Origin of the sequence: Frankia sp. BMG5.23 (assembly GCF_000685765.2) — a bacterium.
GTDB lineage: Bacteria > Actinomycetota > Actinomycetes > Frankiales > Frankiaceae > Frankia > Frankia casuarinae.
Map to the genome: position 1 here is coordinate 97,063 of NZ_JDWE01000013.1, position 14,072 is coordinate 111,134.

At 69.3% G+C, this 14,072-nt stretch carries 13 protein-coding genes and 2 pseudogenes; 9 read left to right on the forward strand and 6 right to left on the reverse strand.

Annotated elements, in window-relative coordinates; translation table 11 throughout:
• Positions 1-4: 4 nt before the first annotated feature.
• Positions 5-1,582, reverse strand: a complete 1,578-nt coding sequence (locus tag BMG523DRAFT_RS08750) for a glutamine synthetase family protein (protein WP_023840878.1) — start codon at positions 1,580-1,582, stop codon at positions 5-7.
• A 374-nt stretch (positions 1,583-1,956) separates the two neighbouring features.
• On the opposite strand from BMG523DRAFT_RS08750, the gene BMG523DRAFT_RS08755 reads away from it, so the two are divergent.
• Entirely contained in the window at positions 1,957-3,099 is a 1,143-nt protein-coding gene (locus tag BMG523DRAFT_RS08755; RefSeq protein ID WP_235462992.1) for an amidohydrolase family protein, read from the forward strand.
• A 21-nt stretch (positions 3,100-3,120) separates the two neighbouring features.
• Here BMG523DRAFT_RS08755 and BMG523DRAFT_RS08760 read toward each other — a convergent pair whose 3' ends face one another.
• Positions 3,121-3,477 (reverse strand): VOC family protein, encoded by a 357-nt coding sequence (locus BMG523DRAFT_RS08760; protein ID WP_108913712.1) that lies wholly within the window; start codon positions 3,475-3,477, stop codon positions 3,121-3,123.
• A gap of 226 nt (positions 3,478-3,703) precedes the next feature.
• Between BMG523DRAFT_RS08760 and BMG523DRAFT_RS08765 the strand changes: the two genes are divergently transcribed.
• Complete coding sequence (locus BMG523DRAFT_RS08765; RefSeq protein WP_011434777.1) at positions 3,704-4,870, forward strand: YafY family protein; 1,167 nt, start codon at positions 3,704-3,706, stop codon at positions 4,868-4,870.
• A gap of 147 nt (positions 4,871-5,017) precedes the next feature.
• On the opposite strand, the gene BMG523DRAFT_RS08770 is transcribed toward BMG523DRAFT_RS08765, so the two are convergent.
• Positions 5,018-6,463 (reverse strand): cell wall metabolism sensor histidine kinase WalK, encoded by a 1,446-nt coding sequence (locus tag BMG523DRAFT_RS08770; protein WP_043590860.1) that lies wholly within the window; start codon positions 6,461-6,463, stop codon positions 5,018-5,020.
• Positions 6,460-7,179 (reverse strand): response regulator transcription factor, encoded by a 720-nt coding sequence (locus BMG523DRAFT_RS08775; RefSeq protein WP_011434773.1) that lies wholly within the window; start codon positions 7,177-7,179, stop codon positions 6,460-6,462. The genes BMG523DRAFT_RS08770 and BMG523DRAFT_RS08775 overlap by 4 nt, the downstream gene beginning before the upstream one ends.
• A 278-nt stretch (positions 7,180-7,457) precedes the next feature.
• Between BMG523DRAFT_RS08775 and BMG523DRAFT_RS08780 the strand changes: the two genes are divergently transcribed.
• Positions 7,458-8,396 (forward strand): acyl-ACP desaturase, encoded by a 939-nt coding sequence (locus BMG523DRAFT_RS08780; RefSeq protein ID WP_011434772.1) that lies wholly within the window; start codon positions 7,458-7,460, stop codon positions 8,394-8,396.
• A gap of 73 nt (positions 8,397-8,469) precedes the next feature.
• Here the strand turns inward: BMG523DRAFT_RS08780 and BMG523DRAFT_RS08785 are convergent, their stop codons facing one another.
• Positions 8,470-9,108: a dTMP kinase gene (locus BMG523DRAFT_RS08785; RefSeq protein ID WP_011434771.1), complete on the reverse strand. Its 639-nt coding sequence runs from the start codon at positions 9,106-9,108 to the stop codon at positions 8,470-8,472.
• Between the two features lie 254 nt (positions 9,109-9,362).
• Here BMG523DRAFT_RS08785 and BMG523DRAFT_RS08790 point away from each other — a divergent pair, with 254 nt between their 5' ends.
• The 6 genes and pseudogenes from BMG523DRAFT_RS08790 to BMG523DRAFT_RS22885 all read left to right on the forward strand — a co-directional run bounded on the left by BMG523DRAFT_RS08790 (position 9,363) and on the right by BMG523DRAFT_RS22885 (position 13,112).
• Positions 9,363-10,259 (forward strand): histidine kinase dimerization/phosphoacceptor domain-containing protein, encoded by an 897-nt coding sequence (locus tag BMG523DRAFT_RS08790; protein ID WP_023840881.1) that lies wholly within the window; start codon positions 9,363-9,365, stop codon positions 10,257-10,259.
• Positions 10,256-10,639: a sensor histidine kinase gene (locus tag BMG523DRAFT_RS08795; RefSeq protein ID WP_011434769.1), complete on the forward strand. Its 384-nt coding sequence runs from the start codon at positions 10,256-10,258 to the stop codon at positions 10,637-10,639. Before BMG523DRAFT_RS08790 ends, BMG523DRAFT_RS08795 begins: the two co-directional genes overlap by 4 nt.
• Positions 10,636-11,280 carry a response regulator transcription factor gene (locus BMG523DRAFT_RS08800; RefSeq protein WP_011434768.1) on the forward strand — a complete coding sequence of 215 codons (645 nt, stop codon included), beginning with the start codon at positions 10,636-10,638 and terminating at the stop codon, positions 11,278-11,280. Before BMG523DRAFT_RS08795 ends, BMG523DRAFT_RS08800 begins: the two co-directional genes overlap by 4 nt.
• Positions 11,281-11,376: 96 nt before the next feature.
• Positions 11,377-11,604, forward strand: a pseudogene (locus BMG523DRAFT_RS26350) (ABC transporter ATP-binding protein); the annotation flags it as partial.
• Positions 11,605-11,897: 293 nt separating this feature from the next.
• Positions 11,898-12,071: pseudogene (locus BMG523DRAFT_RS27300) on the forward strand (helix-turn-helix domain-containing protein); the annotation flags it as partial.
• An 84-nt stretch (positions 12,072-12,155) separates the two neighbouring features.
• A complete protein-coding gene (locus BMG523DRAFT_RS22885; RefSeq protein ID WP_131728979.1) occupies positions 12,156-13,112 on the forward strand; it encodes an XRE family transcriptional regulator in 957 nt (318 codons plus the stop codon).
• 197 nt (positions 13,113-13,309) lie between these two features.
• Here the strand turns inward: BMG523DRAFT_RS22885 and BMG523DRAFT_RS22890 are convergent, their stop codons facing one another.
• The gene (locus BMG523DRAFT_RS22890; RefSeq protein ID WP_083494774.1) at positions 13,310-13,876 is read right to left on the reverse strand and encodes a GNAT family N-acetyltransferase; all 567 of its coding nucleotides are present in this window, start codon (positions 13,874-13,876) and stop codon (positions 13,310-13,312) included.
• Positions 13,877-14,072: the final 196 nt, after the last annotated feature.

A 14,072-nucleotide genomic window follows, 5' to 3' on the forward strand; every position in this document is an offset into this window, starting at 1 on the left:
CAGGTCAGTACCGCCAGCGGGTCGCCGCGACGACGGCGGCCGGGGCGGCCTCGGCGAACCGGTCAATCTCCGCGCGCCGGACGGCGGCGACCGTGTCGTGCAGCTCCCGTCCCAGGGCGCGGTGCAACACCTCGTCGACCTCGAAGGCGGCGACCGCCTCGCCCAGGCTGGTGGGCAGGCGCCGGATGCCGCGGCGGGCCCGTTCGGCGGGGTCGAGCGAGGCCGGGTCAACGTCCACCGGCTCCGGCAACGTGGCCGCCGCCGCTAGCCCCGCCTGCCCGGCGGCCAGCAGACCGGCCACCAGAAGGTAAGGATTCGCGGTGAGGTCGAAGGATTTCACCTCCAGGTTCGCCGCCTGGCCGACCGCGGCCGGCGGCCCGGGGATCATACGCAATGCGGCCTCCCGGTTCTCCCGACCCCAGCAGGCGTGGACACCCGCCCACGTCGATGGCACCAGTCGCAGGTAGGAGGCGACGCTCGGGGCGCCGAGAGCCATCAGCGCCGGCAGCCGGCCGAGGATCCCGGCGGCGAACGCCTCCCCGGCAGCGGTCAGTCCGAGCGGCCCGTTGCCACCCGCCATGAGGTTGATCCGGCCCGGGCGGGCGGAGCCCCCACCGGTTCGGGCCAGGCCACCTGGGTACGGGCCGTCCGGGTACGGGCCGTCCGGGTACGGGCCGCCGGAGTTCGCCCCGCCCGGGCCTCCGCCCGAGGCCGTGGGCCGGGGCGGGGCCGGCGGCCGGTCGGGATCGTCGCTCCACAGGCTCAGATGCACGTGGCCGCCGTTGCCCACGTTGTCGACGAGAACCTTGGGGGCGAACGAGACGCGCAGGCCATGGCGCCTGCTGACGCCGCGCACCGTCTCCTTGACCAGCACGCATGTGTCGGCGGCGCCGAGGGGATCCTGCGCGGCGACGGACACCTCGAACTGACCGGCCGCGTACTCGGGATGGATCTGCTCGACGACCAGCCCCTCCTCGGTGAGCGCGGTGACCACATCCCGCAGGTAGTCACCGAGTTCGGCCACCCTGATCATCCCGTACGCCGGCCCGGAAGCGGCCGGGGCGAACTCGTCGGAACCGGCCGGGGAAACGGCCCATTCGACCTCGAACGCCATCATCGCCGTCAGGCCGTGCTCGGCGAGCAGGGCCGTCTGGAGGCGGACGAGTTCCCGGCCGTCCTGCGGGTGCGGTCGGCCGTCCTGGTCGCGACGGTCGGCGGGGGCCCAGGCCCAGCCGGGCTGGGCGGCGAGGGGTGTCAGCCGCTCAAGGTCGGGATGCAGCCGCAGATCCCCGACGGGACCCCCGGCGTAGCGCCCTGTCGTGATCGAGTCATCGGCGCCGAACACGTCGAACACCGGCGACACGCCGACGCCCCACACCGCCGCCGCGTCGAGTCGGCCGATCGGCACCCCCTTCATCCGAGTGATGCCGCTGTTGTCGACGTAGGTCACCGCAACACAGACGACGCCGCGTACCTCCAGGTTCGTCGCCGCATGCCGGGCCGCCGAGGCGAGCCGATCACGCCTACGATCCTCTCCGGCGATGATCCGAGGGGCGAACTCGTCCAACGCAGGCTCGTTCATCCTCACCTTCCCCACGGGTCTCCCCTGTCCCCATGGTCGCGCGTACGCCTGCCGGACGCCGGGCGGGGCGCACGGCACGGCGGCGCCTCACTCTCCCGCGATGTTACGGAGAGCGACAAAATTCGGCCGGATCGAAGGAGAAGCCAGCTGTTCATAACAAGCGCTCCGAGCGTTGTCCACAGTTGCCGCCGACGCAAGAAGAGATGAAAACACGGCAACATCATCGACTTTCGGAACGACTGTCCCCAGGAAGCCAGGAGTAATCCACAAGTTATCCACAGGGCCGCCGTGGACTTGGGGATGACCGAGTGTGTCCAGTACGGTCAGGCATGACCCCACCTTCCAGGGGGGATCATCGATGGGTGGGCCGCCCGGTGGAACCGTTCGTAGATCACGAGCTCGTCGACCATCACTGCCATGGTCTGGTCGGCCGCGATCTGACTCGCCCGGAATTCGAAAGCATGATCACTGAGGCGGAACACCCCGGACCACCGGGGACGACGCTGTTCGACAGCCAGATCGGCTTCGCCCTGCGGCGCTGGTGCGCGCCGGTGCTCGACCTGCCGGCGCATGCCGCGCCGGAAGACTACCTCGAACGCCGGGCGGAGCTTGGCCACGCCGAGGTGCACCGGCGGCTGCTGCGTGCCTGCGGGATCACCACGTTCTGCGTTGACGCCGGATTCCAACCGGAGCCGCTGACCAGCGCCGCGGAGCTGGCCGAGCTCGCCGGCGGACGCGGCGTGGACGTGGTGCGGTTGGAGCGGGTCGCCGAGCAGGCCGCGGTCGACGTCATCACCGGGCAGATCGGCATGACCCACCTCGCCGACACCGTGCGGGCCCGGCTCGAGTCCACCCGCCCCACCATGGTCGCGGTGAAGTCGGTCGCGGCCTACCGCGGCGGCCTGGAGCTGCCCGCACAGCGACCGACCGACCGCGAGGTCGCCGCCGCCGCTCGCGGCTGGATCCACGAGATCCGCGCCGGCGCCCCGATCCGGCTGACCGACCCCACCCTGCATGCCTTCCTCATCTGGTGCGGGGTCGACGCGCGGCTCCCCATCCAGATCCACGTCGGATACGGGGACAGCGACATCGACCTGCGCCGGGGCAACCCACTGCTACTCACCGGCCTGCTGCGGGCGATAGCACCGACCGAGGTCAGTGTGCTGCTGCTGCATTGCTACCCGTTCCACCGGGAGGCTGGCTACCTGGCCCAGGTGTTCCCGAACATCTACCTTGACCTCGGGCTCGCCATCCACAACTGCGGCCGCGGCTCGGCCGGCCTGCTCGCGCAGGCACTCGAACTCGCCCCGTTCGGCAAGTTCCTCTTCTCCACCGACGCCTTCGCGCTCGGCGAGCTGTACCTGCTCGGGGCCGTCCTGTTCCGGCGTGGGCTGTCGGCGTTCCTCGCGGCGGGCGTCGCCGACGACGCCTGGACCGCGGCGGACGCCAAGCGGGTCGCCCGGCTCATCTGCGCGGACAACGCCCGCCGCGTCTACAACCTGTACAACCCGCCCTGACCAGCACGGGCGGCTAGGCGGTCAGCCTGCGGCGGCCGGCGGGCAGAGGCAGAACGGGTGACCGACCGGGTCGAGAAGCACCCGCCACCGGTCCCCGCCCGGCTGGAACTCGGCCTGCCTCGCCCCGAGGCCTTCCGCCAGGGCGATGGCGGCCGTCAGGCCGGCGACCCGGAAATCCAGGTGGAACTGCTGCGGGGCGTCCTGGTCCGGCCAGCGCGGCGGCTGGTAGCCCGCCACCCGCTGGAAACCGATCATGATCTCGGTCCCCGGTGGGGTGAGGTATGCCCAGGCCCCCTCGTCGTCGGCGCCGGCGACGCCCCAGCCGGTCAACGTGCCGTAGAAGGTCGCGAGCTCCTTCGCGTCCGGACAGTCGAGCATCAGTCCGGCCCAGGTCACCGCCGCGTCACTCGCGAAGCCAGCACTTGCGGACCCAGCCGCCGCACCGGTAGCGGCCGTGTCCCCGGTCCTGTCCACACCCGTCTCCCGAGCCGGGTCCGTTCCCGCCATGGCGATCTCCTTCGCGTTCCGGTGTCGATGCGTCGGATCCCATCCTCGAAGCCATACCTGACTTCTCCTGGCAGGTATGGCCCGGGGAGAATCGGGCATGCGTGCCAGCCGGCTCCTCTCCGTCCTGCTGCTGTTGCAGACCCGTGGGCGGCTCACGGCGCGTGAGATCGCCGACGAGCTCGAGGTCTCCGTGCGGACGGTCTACCGGGATCTGGAGTCCCTCGCCGAGGCCGGGGTTCCGGTGCTGGCAGACCGCGGTGCCACCGGCGGGTACCGGCTGCTCGACGGCTTCCGCACCCGGCTGACCGGGTTGACCTCCGGCGAGGCCGACTCCCTGTTCCTCGCCGGCATGCCGGCGGCCGCCGGCGAGCTGGGGCTCGGCACGATGCTCGCGGCGGCGGAACTGAAGCTGATGGCGGCGCTGCCCGAGCAGCTGCGCGAACGGGCCGGCCGGGTGCGGGAGCGCTTCCATCTCGACGCGCCCGGCTGGTTCCGGGCCACCGAGGACACGCCGCTGCTGACCGAGGTGGCAGCGGCGGTGTGGGAGCAGCGCCGCGTCCGGGTCACCTACCGGCGTTGGCGGGCCCCCCGCGAGATCATCCGCCACCTCGAACCGCTCGGCGTGGTCCTCAAAGGCGGCACCTGGTACCTGGTCGCCAACGTCGCACACGGCACCCAGGGCGTAGGCCTGGCCGAGGACGCTGGCAGCACCCGAGACCCTGACGGCACCCGAGCCGCAGGCGCCACCGAGAGTGCGGACGGCAGCGGAGGCACGGAACCGGCGGGCGGGCCGGCCACTCTGCCCCGGGTGTACCGGGTCGCGAAGATCCTCAGCCTTGAGACGACCACCGAGACGTTCGAACGGCCGCATAGCTTCGACCTCGGCGCCTACTGGGCCGGCTGGACGGCCCGCTACGAATCCGAGGTCTACCGGACGCGGGCGACCGTGCGGCTTTCCCCGACCGGCGTGACGATGGCCCCCTTCCGGCTACCCCCGGCGGTCGCCCGCGCCGTCCGGGAGACGGCGAGCGCACCGGAGGAGGACGGCTGGGTACGCGCGGTCGTGCCGATCGAGTCCGTCCGGCACGCCGAGCGCGAGCTGCTCGTACTCGGCCCGGATCTGGAGGTGCTCCACCCCCCGGAGCTACGCGAGGCGGTGACGCGCGCCGTGGGCGCGCTCGCCGCGCTATACGGCGCACCGGCGCCGGGCAACGACGGAAGTCGCAGGCCCGTCGCCGGGAACCACAACCTGCCGGCACCCTGACTGTACGCTCTGTACGCGACAGCATGCCCTCCAGATAGGCGCGGGCCTGCTCCCTGGCCGTATCAGTGCTGAAGACCGATTCGCCGGAAAGAGACCACATAGAGATCACTACGACTGTAGTACTACGGCACACGAAGATGATGTCCGTTACCGGCTCCACGATGCCGCCTCCGGCACCGGCACCGGCAGCAGGAACCGGAAGACCGTGCCGGCGCCGACGGCACTGGACACCTCGACCCGGCCGCCGTGGGCGGCGGCGGTCGCCGCGACGATGGACAGCCCCAATCCGTTGCCACCATGCCCCCGGGCCCGGCTGTCCGCGGCCCGGTAGAAGCGGTCGAACACGTGCTCGGCGACCTCCGGTGGCATGCCCGGCCCGTGGTCGATGACGTGAAGCTCCGCGCCCCCGGGGGTCCCGGGGCCGGCGGGGCCGGTCGGCGCGGCGTCCGCTGGCAGCGCCTGCAGCCACACCTCGATCGGCGTCTCGGGCGGGGTGTGGACGCGGGCGTTGGTCAGGAGGTTGCCGGCGAGCTGGCGCAGCGCGTTCTCGTCGCCGAGGACGACGCAGCTCGCCGGGAGCTCGGCGCTCACCGGGCGCTCGGGGGCCGCAACCCGCAGGTCGGCGACGGCGTCGCGGACGAGCCCGGCGAGGTCGATCCCGGCCCGCCGCATCGGTCGCTGCTCGTCGAGGTGGGCCAGGTACAGCAGGTCGTCGACAAGGGTGCTCATTCGGGCGGCCTCCTCCTGGACCCGGCGTAGCGCGTCATCCGCGTCGACCGCCGTCACCATTCCGCCGCGCAGCAGATCGGCGTAGCCGCGGATCGAGGTCAACGGCGTCCGCAGCTCGTGGGAGGCGTCGGCGGCGAAGCGGCGGAGCTGCTCCTGGGATGTGACCCGGGCGGCGAACGCGGCCTGGATCTGGCCGAGCATCGTGTTGAGGGCCGTGGCGAGCTGACCGGTCTCCGAACGGGCCGACCCCGCCGGCACCCGCCGGTCGAGATCCCCCCCGGCGATCGCCGACGCGGTGGAGATCATCTGACGCAGTGGGCGCAGGCCACGGGTCAGCCACACCCAGGCGAGCACGGCGATCGCGGCAAGCACCGTGAGACCCACCGCAACTTCGATCATCACCAGTCGGTGGACCGTCTCCGTGACCGGCTTCAGCGGCAGCGCGACGAGGACCCGCGGCCCGCGCGGACTGTCCCGGACGACCGCTCGGTACCGCTCCCGGTCGGCGATGACGGTGAACGGTGTGGCACCCCGGTCCCCGGCGGCGTCCAGCAGGGGCGTGGCCGGCGGCGTGGGAGTCACCGAACCCGCGATGCGCAGCACCGTCCCGTCCGTCCGCCGGATCTCCACCAGGTAGTCGGTCGGCGCCACGGCCCGCTCCACCCCGGCCCGGCCCAGCGCCTCCCACCGGGACAGATAGACAGCGACCGGCAGGCCGCCCAGCACCCGCGCGCGGGTGAGCTGCTGGTCGATCCGGTCGTCCAGGTAGGCACGCAGCGCGAACACGCTCGCCCCACCCACGATGACCAGTCCCAGTGCGGTCAGCGCGATCAGGCCGGACATCAGCTTCAGGCGGAGCGTCACCGGTTGGACCCCGCCACCGGAAGGCGCAGCACGTAGCCAAAACCGCGCTGGGTGTGGATGAGGGACGGGCCGTGCCGGCCGAGCTTGCGCCGCAGGTAGCTGACGTACTGGTCCACGATGGTCGACTCGCCCCCGTAGTCGTAGCTCCACACCGCGTCGAGGATCTGGGTCCTGGACAGCACCCGGTTAGGGTTGGTCAGGAAGTACCGCAGCAGGGAGAACTCCGTCGGCGACAGGTCGATCGGCTCCCCGGCGCGGCGGACGAGATGGGCGTCCGGGTCAAGTTCCACGTCGGCGAACCGCAGCGGGGACGGCGGCGCGGGTGCCGGTTCGGCCGGCGGAGGTGACGTCCGGCGCAGCACGGCCCGGACCCGGGCGAGGAGCTCGTCGACGGCAAACGGCTTGGTGACGTAGTCGTCGCCGCCGTAGGTGAGGCCGGCGATCTTGTCCCGGTGAGCGTTGCGCGCGCTCAGGTAGACGACGGGTACCGGGTGCCCGTCCGCGCGCAACCTCCGGCAGATCTCGAAGCCGTCGATGTCGGGCAGCATCACATCAAGGATCATCAGATCCGGCCGGGCCGCGACGGCCAACTCAAGCGCCGCCCGACCGGTGGTCGCGGTCAGGACGTCGAAACCATGGAAACGTAACGCCATCCGCAGCAGATCGACGATGTTCGGCTCATCGTCGACGACCAGCACACGCGGGGCAGTGGACATGTCCGGCTCCCTGGACGCGACCTCGATGCGGCGGGTGGACGGCGATGCGAACGGCGATGCCGGCATCGTCCGCATCGAGTTCATCCGAGCATCATGAGAGTTCGGTGTGAGCCGGATGCCGACCGGACGCGCCGGGACTGTCCGCCCGGGCCTCCTCGCCGGGCCTGGCGAGGAGGCCCGGTCCCGCAGCGGGACTGCCTCGGCGGAACAGTTCCACGCTCGGTAATCCACACCCGCGGGACATGGTTAACACATGATCCCTCTGGAACAGTTCCCCAATGAAATCACTCACGGACATCGACCTGATACGCGATCTGGAGCCCGTCGCCGAGGCCAACCTGAACCGGCATCTCGGCGTCGCTGCCGAATGGATGCCGCACGAGTACGTACCCTGGGGCGAGGGCCGCGACTTCGACAGCCTCCCCTGGGAGCCCGGGCAGTCGAAGCTTTCGCAGATCGCGCAGATCGCGTTCGAGGTCAACCTGCTGACCGAGGACAACCTGCCCAGCTACCACCGAGAGATCGCGGACGCGTTCGGCCAGGACGGCGCCTGGGGAAGCTGGGTGCACCGGTGGACCGCCGAAGAGGGGCGCCACTCCATAGCAATGCGCGACTACCTCCTGGTCACCCGGGCGGTGGACCCGATCGCCCTCGAACGCAACCGCATGTACCAGATGGGCAAGGGCTACGACAGCCGGAACAAGTCCCCGCTGGAGGCAACGGTGTACGTCTCCTTCCAGGAACTGGCGACCCGGGTGAGCCACCGCAACACCGGCCGTTTCTGCGGGGAACCGATCGCCGAGAAGCTGCTCACGCGGGTGGCGACGGACGAGAACCTGCACATGATCTTCTATCGGAACGTGATCGCGGGGGCGCTGGAGCTCGACCCCTCGCGTACTGTGGTGGCCATCCGCGACGAGCTCGTCAACTTCCAGATGCCCGGCACCGGCATCCGTGACTTCGGCCGCAAGGCGATCCAGATCGCCCGGGCCGGCATCTACAACCTGCGCATCCACCACGACGACGTGGTGTTGCCGGTCCTGCGTCACTGGCGGTTCTTCGACCTGGAGGGCCTGAATGGCGAGGCTGAGAAGGCCCGCGAGGAGGTCTCCGCCTTCGTCACCGGGCTCGACGCCCTCGCGACGCAGCAGGAAGCGAAGCTGGCGCGGACCACGGAACGTGCCACCCGGCGAGCCAAGGCGCTGGCCTCGGCCTAACGCATAACCTGCATAACCTGCATAACCCGGAAAACCCGGAAAACCCGGGATGGTCTCACTGTCCGTAGCGTCCCTACCGGGTGGCGAGGTGTTCGCAGATCGTGTCGACACCAGTCTCCCGGTCCACCACCAGCCACGGGGAGACCCAACTCCGGGCCGCCAGCTCCTCGTACATCCGCGCGCACCGCTCCTGCAGCCCGTCGTCGGATTCGAAGGTGTCCAGCGCCCGCCCCCGGTCGGCCCCGGCGCGGGCGAGCGTACCCGCCCGCGCCGTCCCCACCGGGATCCGCAGCAGGACCTGGAGATCGGGCACCGGCAGCGCGAGCGCGCCGAGTTCCAGCTCGGCGATCCAGGCGGGAAAGCTCTCCCGCTCGGTGGCCGGCAGCCGCGCCGCGCCGTACGCCGCGTTCGACGCCACGTAACGATCGATGATCATCAGATCGTGCGTACGGACGAGAGCGTCGAGTTCGGGACGGGAGTTGGCCCGGTCGAGCGCGAACATCATCGCGCTCGCCCGGGGGGAGGCCGCGAGCGGCGCAAGCCGCGGATCGCCGGCCAGCAGGCCACGCACCGCCGGGCCGAGGGGCTCGGTCGCATAGCGGGGATAGGCGAGCGTCGCGACGCTGCGGCCGGCGGCGGTGAGGCGGGCGACCAGCCGCCCGGTCAGCGTGTTCTTGCCCGCGCCGTCAACGCCTTCGATCGCGAGGATCATCCTCCTGGCACCTCCCCGCCACCGGCCGTCGTGAGCCCTCGGGCCGCGACGGCCACCCTCAGGCCGCAGCGTAACCGTAACAAGGAGACAATCCGTAACAAGGGCATCGCAAGGACACGTCGAAACCGGTCGACCACCGGCCGGGCGCTTCCTCCTCCCGGCTGCGTCCCGGCTCCCGGCTGCGTCCCGGCCCGTACGCCGGATACGTCCAGTGGCGGATGTCGGCACGACGGCGGCTCGCTACCGTCGGAGAGATGGTAGAGGCCAGGCGCGGCATCTTCCCGGTGATCGGTGACCTCCTGTTCACCGCGTTCACCGCGGCGGCGTTGCTCCGCGGTTCCGGGGAGGTTGGTGCCGACCAGGTGCCCCCCTCCCGGCCGTTGGATGCCTTCGCCTACGTGCTGCTCGCCCTGCTGGCCGCCGCCATCCCCCTGCGCCGCCGGGCTCCGTTGGCCATGCTGATGGCCACGAGCCTGCTCCTCGGCGGCTACCTCGGCACCGGCTACCCGCACGGCCCCGCCTTCTTTCCCGTGATCGTGTCCGGGCTCGCGGTCGGGCTGCGCCACGACCAGCGGACGACGAGCCGAGCCGTGGGGGTCTGCGTTCTGCTGATCTTCCTCGGCTCGGTCGTCGCGCTACTGCGGGGATATGCCGACGGCGGCTGGAAGTTCGGCATCACGATGATCGGGACGGTCGCGTCCTGCACCGTCCCCGCCTTCGTGGGCGCCCTGATCAGACTCAACCGCATCGCCTCTGCGCAGGCCAAGGAGGAGGCGACCCGCCGCCGGATCGAACAGGAACGGCTGCGGATGGCTCGCGAGGTCCACGACGTCGTGGGCCACAGCCGGTCCATTATCTCCCTACAGGCCGCGGTGGCGCTGCATGTGCTGGACCGGCGTCCCGAGCAGGCCCAGGTGGCCCTGGAGGCCATCCGCCGGACGAGCGTCGACGCGCTGGACGAGCTGCGGGCCACCCTGGCGCTCACCCGGGCCGGCCGGCGGGCGGACCCGGCGGCGGCCGCGGACTCCGTCACCGCCGCCGCCAGCGCCGCCGCCACCACCAGCGCCGCCGCCGCGTCCTCGACGGATACCCGGGAGGGGGGACCGGCAGGGCCCGCGAGGCGCCTGACGAGCCGCCCAGGACCCCGTTGACGGGACTCGGCCGACTCCCGAGCCTGCTGCGCGAGGTCCGGCTCTGCGGGGTGCCCGTCGAGCTCGTCACGCAGGGAGACTCCCAGGATCTCACGGGCCTGCCGGCGGACCTCGATCTGGCGGCCTACCGCATCATTCAGGAGTCGCTGACCAACGTGCTCCGGCACGGGGAGCCGAACGGAGTACGGGTGCGCGTCACCATGGGGATCATCGACGGCCGGCTCGTCGTCGACGTCACCGACCAGCCGGGCACGGCCGCGGAGCTCGGCGGAAGCCTCACCGCCGGACCGGTCCGGGCCGGCGGTTGGCAGGTCCGGGCCGAGCTTCCGGTGCATACCGGCGGCGGCCGGACGTTCCCCAGCTGGGTGACCCGCTCGTGATCCGGGTGGCGGTGGCCGACGACCAGCCGCTGGTGCGGCTCGGGCTGCGGGTACTCATCGAGACCGAGGACGATCTGGAGCTCGTCGGCGAGGCCGAGGACGGTCGGGCCGCGGTCGAACTCGTCCGCGCCACCCGACCCGACGTCGTGCTGCTCGACATCCGCATGCCGGTCCTCGACGGGCTGGCGGCGCTGCGGACGATCGTCGAGGATCCCGACCTGGCCGCTACCCGGGTCGTCATGGTCACCACCTTTGAGCTGGACGAATACGTCTTCGAGGCGTTGCGGGGCGGCGCCTCGGGCTTCGTGCTCAAGGACACCGAGGCCGCCGACCTGCTGCGAGCGATCCGGGTCGTCGCCGCGGGCGAGTCTCTGCTCTCCCCGACGGTGACCCGACTCGTCATCGAGACCTTCGCCCGCCGGCCAGCCGCCGTCGCCGCCCCGGACCTGCGCGGGCTGACCGTGCGGGAACGCGAGGTGATGAGCCTCGTCGGCCACGGGCTGTCCAACGACGAGATCGCCGCCCGACTGGTGATCAGTCCGGCGACGGCCCGCACCCACGTGAGCCGGGTGATGGTGAAACTGGCGGCGCGGGACCGGGCCCAGCTCGCCGTCCTGGCCCACCAGGCCGGCCTCGTCTGAGCCGGCTGGGCGTACCCGGTGCTGCGTCACATTGCGTACGACGATGCCGCCGCTGGACGGACGACGTGAGGGGGCGGCCACACCAGTCTGATTCCCATGATGACAACCACTGGCGGGCCCGGTTCGCCATCACCCGGCGCCACCCGGCCCGGCGCCACCCGGCCCGGCACCACCCGGCCGGTACCTGAGACAGACCGGCCGGCCGCCGTCGACGTCCAGGGTCTGACCAAGCGTTACGGGCGCCGGACCGTCGTCACCGGTCTCGACCTCACGATTCCCGAGGGGGTCGTCGCCGGATTCGTCGGGCCCAACGGGGCCGGCAAGCCCGCAACTGAAGTAGCTGATTGCTCTATTTGATCTACCGCCGGGCGGTCCCCTACGCGCGGAGCACCGGGAGTCAGCCTCCAGTGGATCTAGCCCGTCAGCATGACGGGAGCCGGGGGCCATGTGTCGTGTCTCTCGCGCGGCTCCGAAAGTCGTCATGGGGTCTGGCCGATTTCGGGCCTCAGAAAGTCAATCCCGGGCCTACGAACTTGCGGGACGTCCTGAGCAGTCGGTGGGAATTCTTGCGGGCCTCTGCTACGCTCCGCATCGGAGGTGACGGCATGCCCGACATAATGCCTGGTGACAGGATTGCCCAGATACGGCGTAGGCGCTCTCTCTCACAGGAAGAGCTAGCCGCACGCTCTGGTGTCAGCGTCGCCGTAATCAGAAAGCTAGAGCAGAATCGACGGGCGGGGGCTCGAATAGAAACGCTTCATGCGTTGGCCCGTGGTCTGAACGTTAAGACCTCTGAGCTTTTCGATAACGGCGAATCTGTGGCGCCGCGGGACTCTCTTCAGGAACCTAGTCTCTGGGCACTGCGGAAGACGCTAATGCCTTCGTCGGATAGCCTGAATTCTGCCCCCGCCAGCGAACCACCCGCGCTAGACGAAATTGGCAAAACCTTGGCTCGGGCGGGGCGCGCTTACAACAGTTCTCGCTATCAGCTCGCCGCTACAGAGCTGCCCGGGATACTCGATGCGGCACAAGTAGCAGTGTCGCACTATGACGGCGACGATGAACTAACCGCATTGCGCTATCTGGCTCAGGCGTACCGCCTTGCAGGGGCCGTACTCATCTACCTTCGACACGAAGACCTCGGCTATTGGTCTGTGATGAAGGCAAAGGAGACGTCATCCCGTGCGGGTAGCGAAATCCTAGATGCGACCGCCACCGGCGTGCTGTCATGGTATCTACTAAGACAAAGGCGCTTCGATGAAGCGGAAGAAATCGCGGTACGCGCTGCCGAAAACATCGAACCTTCGATGACCAAGGCCACACCTCAGCATCTCTCGGTGTGGGGAACATTGCTTCTTCGAGGTAGTAGCGCGGCATCCCGAAATAACCGGCCTGATACATCGCACGAACTGATCCAACTTGCTCGCATGGCGGCTGTTCGGGTCGAGACCGACAGGATAGATTACGGGCCGCATGCATGGATCTCTTTCGGGCCGACTGTGGTCGAGACGGCATCCGTTGAAAACACTCTTATAGGTGGCGATCCGTCTCTAGCACTCCACCTGGCTCGGTCCGTCCGACCATCGAAGAAGATGTCTTCGGGTAGGTGGTCTCGCCATCTACTGACCGTGGCCGAAGCGCAGGTCTCTACGCATAATTACCCGGGTGCAACGAGAACTCTGGTGAGCATCCGAAAGTCTGCTCCCGAATGGCTGAGAAATCAACGGACGGCGCATTCATTGGTCGGCACATTGTTGGATGCTACCGGCGTCCGCACCGCAAAGAGTAGTGGCCTTAGCGAGATGGCCGACTTCATGGACCTCCGACCATGACAATATCCCTGGTCGCAACGATTCGAGATCAGCCGTCCCACACTTTCGAGAGTCTTCACCGGTTGTAAGCATCCTGCAACTGGACAACGCCGTACCTCCGCCCGAAGTCCTCAAGGTTCCGGGCGGGTACGGCGAGAACGGTCGACGTCGCGGCCAGTCGGACGCGCAGCGAAGCTAGATCGGAAACGGCGCGATTGTTACGAATCCGGATTGACTAGTTGTCGCACGAGGGAGGGTCCGGGAAATTCTGCCGGTATAGCGTCCATGAGGGTCTCATCGGCAGACTGGCCGAGCCAATACCCGGACTGTCGCCGTTCCCCGATCTTCCGGAATCCGGCCTTCTCGTAGGCGCGGATTGCTCCTGTGTTCGGGGTCAGCACCGACAGGTAGACGCATCGAAGATTGGAAATATGAAAGGCGTAATCGAGTGTTAGGCGGGTATCTTCGGTTCCTATACCTTTGCCTCGGCTGGACGGGTTGAGCTGGATTATAAACTCGCCGGTCCGTACGTGATGATCGATGAGTACGGCAGTGGTCCCCACAGGGGTTGGCGGGGTTGTCGTTATGTCGTAGACGGTGAATCGTAGTTGATCGTCGGTACCTCGTGCCTGATGCTGGACTCCTTCTCGCCGGTTTTCGAGTGAGTCCGGAGTCTGACGACCGTATCCGACCAATACACTCGGGTCTTGTTCCCACTCCCAATACAGCTCGACCAGACTGGCGGAGAAGGGGCCTAGTCCCAATGCCACTTCCACTATTTGGATCTTGGCTGGCTGTGGTGTGTCGGTTCGGGTGGATCTGCCGGGTTGACGGCATGATCCTGGGCTGTGACGGACACGGGTAGCCAGCTGACGGACTGGATTTCGTTGGGGGTCCTGACGTCGTTCGTCTCGCGGGACGCGGTTGATGAGGCGATCGAGGCGACCGGGAGAGGTGCCCGGCGTTCCGACACGACGATCC